The sequence below is a fragment of the Capsulimonas sp. genome (assembly GCF_039929585.1).
In the GTDB taxonomy this organism is placed as follows: Bacteria; Armatimonadota; Armatimonadia; order Armatimonadales; family Capsulimonadaceae; genus Capsulimonas.
The window spans coordinates 1-4,055 of the sequence record NZ_JBDSQY010000060.1 but is presented as its reverse complement, the minus strand read 5'-3'; the positions used below and the strand labels follow the sequence as shown (position 1 = coordinate 4,055).

The 4,055-nt window shown below is 63.6% G+C and carries 1 protein-coding gene; it reads left to right on the top strand.

The features are described from left to right. The first annotated feature begins 30 nt into the window (after positions 1-30). Positions 31-3,924 (top strand): helicase-related protein, encoded by a 3,894-nt coding sequence (locus tag ABIZ35_RS04070; RefSeq protein WP_348218593.1) that lies wholly within the window; start codon positions 31-33, stop codon positions 3,922-3,924. The last annotated feature ends 131 nt before the right edge of the window (positions 3,925-4,055 follow it).

The following is a 4,055-nucleotide window of genomic DNA, read 5'->3' as shown; positions in this document are numbered from 1 at the left end:
TCTCCCAGAATTGGGAGAGGGGGCGGGGGGGTGAGGGCCGCCGAACTCCGTCCCATCCAGATTATCGACGCCGGCGCGGGCCGGATGCTGGATTTGCGCGTCGAAGTCCCCGTCGAGGATATGGCGAAACTGGGAGAGATCCAAGAGATCCCTAGCGGCCCGGCGTCGCAGGGCGATACGCGGACGAGTATTTGGCCGGCGATCCATCCCTTAATCTTGGATTTAATTAAGCAGCATCGTTCCACGCTGATCTTTGTGAACAGCCGAAGGCTCGCCGAGCGGCTGGCGGCGGCGCTCAATGAGCTGGCGGGGGAGGAGATCGTCCACGCGCACCATGGATCGATCGCGCGCGAACAGCGCATGATGATTGAAGACGAACTGAAGTCCGGACGATTGCCGGCGATGGTGGCGACATCATCGCTGGAACTAGGCATCGATATGGGCGCGATTGACTTGGTCATCCAAGTGGAAGCGCCGCCAAGCGTTTCCAGCGCTTTGCAGCGAATTGGTCGCGCGGGGCATCATGTGGGCGGTTTGAGCAAGGGCGTCATTCTGCCCAAGTATCGGGGCGACCTCTTGGCGTGCGCGGCGCTGACGGATCGGATGATTCAGGGCGCCGTCGAGCAAATGCGCTATCCGCGCAACCCTTTGGATGTACTCGCGCAGCAGATCGTGGCGATGGTCGCGATGGAAGACTGGCGCGTCGACGATCTGGAGCGGGTGATCCGAAGAAGCGCGCCGTTCGCGGAGCTGCCGCGCACGATGTTTATCGAAGTGCTGGACATGCTCAGTGGCCGCTATCCGTCGGATGATTTCGCCGAACTGCGACCGCGCATCACATGGGACCGGATCAACAATACGCTGCACAGCCGCGAGGGCGCGAAGCGCATCGCCATTACCAATGGCGGTACGATCCCGGATCGTGGCCTGTACGGCGTCTTTCTTTTGGGGGCCGAGAAGGGCAAGGGGCGTGTCGGCGAGCTGGACGAGGAGATGGTCTTTGAGAGCAAGACCGGCGATGTTTTTCTGCTGGGCGCCAGCTCATGGCGGATTGAAGAGATCACGCATGACCGCGTGATTGTCTCGCCCGCGCCGGGCGTCCCCGGGAAGATGCCGTTTTGGCATGGCGAGTCAGCAGGGCGGCCTTTAGAGTTCGGCCGCGCCATCGGCGCGCTGACACGAACGCTACGTAGTCTGTCCGACGAAGATGCGACGACGCTGCTTGTCGAAAAGCATATGCTCGATGCGCTGGCGGCCAAAAATCTCATCCAATATCTGCGCGATCAAGAAGAAGCGGCGGGCGCGGTTCCTGACGACAAGACTATCGTCATTGAATCGTACAAAGACGACATGGGCGACTGGCGCGTCTGTATCCTCAGTCCCTTTGGCTCCAAAGTCCACGCGCCGTGGGCGATGGCGATCGGGGCTATTGTCCGCGAGATGACCGATTACGAGATTGATGTCCTCTGGACGGATGACGGCATCGTTGTGCGCTTCCCCGAGGCCGATGAGCCGCCCAGCGCCGAGACCGTGCTTCCCGATCCCGAAGAGATCGAAGACTTAGTCGTGCGTCAATTGGGCGCGGGCGGCGCCGCGCGTCAGGCGGGTCAGGGCGCCCCCGCCGTCGCGCTGTTCGCCTCCCGGTTCCGTGAGAACGCGGCCCGCGCTTTGCTGCTCCCGCGCAAGTTTCCCGGACAGCGTGCGCCGCTCTGGCAGCAGCGCAAGCGCTCCGCCGAGCTGCTGCAAGCGACGATCAAGTATGGCGGCTTTCCAATCATCTTAGAGACTTATCGCGAATGCCTGCGCGATGTCTTCGACATGCCCGCACTCCAAGAACTGCTGAGCGACATCCGCACCCGCGCCGTGCGCGTCGTGACTGTGACCACGCGCACGCCGTCGCCGTTTGCGTCGGCGCTGATGTTCAATTACGTCGCGAACTTTATCTATGAAGGCGACGCGCCGCTCGCCGAACGGCGCGCCCAGGCGCTCAGCGTCGATCCCTCGCAGCTGCGCGAACTGCTCGGCGAAATCGAACTGCGTGAGCTTCTGGACGCCAATTCGCTCACGGAACTTGAGCTTTATCTGGCGCATCTGACGCCCGAGCGCGCCGCGCGTCATGCCGATGGCCTCAACGATCTGTTCATCCGTCTAGGCGATCTGTCCCGCGCGGAGATTGAAGCGCGCGTTACGGACAAGGCGCTCGTGGACCCATGGCTCAGTCAATTGGAGCGCGACCGTCGTGTGATTCCCATCCCCATTGCAGGAGAGACACGCTGGATCGCCGCAGAGGACGCTGGCAAGTACCGGGACGCTCTCGGCATTCCCCCGCCGCCCGGTCTGCCCGAAGCCTTTTTAGAGTACACCCGCGATCCCTTAGGCGATCTCGTCTCACGCTACAGCCGCACACACGGACCCTTCCAGACCGCCGACATCGCGCGGCGCTACGCCATTGGCGTCGCGCCCGTCGCCGCGATTCTCAATCGTATGGCGTCATCGGGAAAGATCGTTGAGGGCGAGTTCCGGCCCGGCGGAACGGGTGAAGAATGGTGTGACTCCGGCGTGCTGCGCGCCCTGCGCCAGAAATCGCTCGCGCGTCTGCGTCACGAAGTCGAACCCGTGGATCAAAGCGCACTTGGACGTCTTTACGTCCAGTGGCAAGGCGTCGCGGAACCAAAACGCGGCCCGAACGCCACATTCCAGGCGATCAGTCAGCTCCAAGGATCGAGCATTCCCGTCTCAATCTTAGAAACCCAGATTCTCCCGATACGTATTGCCGGCTACGACTCGCGCGCCTTAGATGAACTGATGGCCTCCGGAGCGATCTTCTGGATCGGCTGCGAGTCTCTCGGTCAGCACGACGGACGCATCAGCTTTTACTTAGCCGACGACGCGCCGTATTTACTCGGTGGTCAGCCCCCATCCGAAGACCGACCGTCGTCCGAAATGCACGACAAGATCCGTGCGCACTTAGCCGCGCGAGGCGCGTCGTTCTTCCCGCAGCTTCTCCAGGCCGTCGGCTCGTTTCCCCCGGATGTCCTCGCCGCGCTCTGGGATTTAGTGTGGGCCGGCGAAGTCACCAACGACTCGCTGCACGCCCTGCGCGCCTACGCCCACCCGCACCGCGCGGGCCGTCCGCAGCGCCAGGAGCGCCCGCAGCGGCCGGGACGCGGCTACGCCGGCACGGGCCGCGCCCTGCGCCCTGGGAGTCGTCTCGGAGCCTCCGCCGGCAGCGTCGCGACACCCGCCGAAGCCGCCGGCCGCTGGTCGCTCGTCAGCAGTTTGATCTACGACGATCCGACGCCCACCGAGCGCCTCGCCGCCCACACAAATCTCTTACTTGACCGCTACGGCCTCGTCACCCGCGAAGCTGTCCAGGCCGAAGGCATTCCCGGCGGCTTTAGCAGCGTCTATGGCGTTCTGAAAGCCATGGAGGATGCCGGCGCCGTGCGGCGCGGCTACTTTGTCGCCGGCCTCGGCGCCACCCAATTCGCCCTCCCCGGCGCCGTGGATCGCCTACGCGGTCTCCGTGAATCCGAAGACCAGCCGCAAACCGTCTTTCTCAGCGCCGTCGATCCCGCCAATCCCTACGGCGGCGCGCTGCCCTGGCCCGAAGTCACCGAAGGCCGCAAACCCATGCGCATCGCCGGCGCCGTCGTGATCCTCGTGGACGGCGCCCTCGCCGCCTGGCTCCCGAAAAGCGAGCGCCAAATGACGATCTTTCTGGACAACGTCCCCGAACGCGACCCCAGCACAGTCGCCCTCGAAATCGCCCGCGCCCTCGCCGGTGAAGTCGGCAACGGTCGAAGGCGCGCAGTTTTGATCGAAGAAGTCAACGGCGCGCACCCGCGCGAGACAGCGATGGCGGCGGCATTTATTGAGGAGGGATATGTGGCGTCGGCGCAGGGGTATTTGAAGAGGGTTTGAAGATTTTAGTGACCTAACCCCGCGCTTCGCGCGACCCTTCCCCAGCAAGCCGCTTCGCGGGGGGAAGGGTTAAGAATTAGGATTTATAAATGCTGGCCTTGCAGAGATCGGCCCTCCGCCCCAATTCTGGG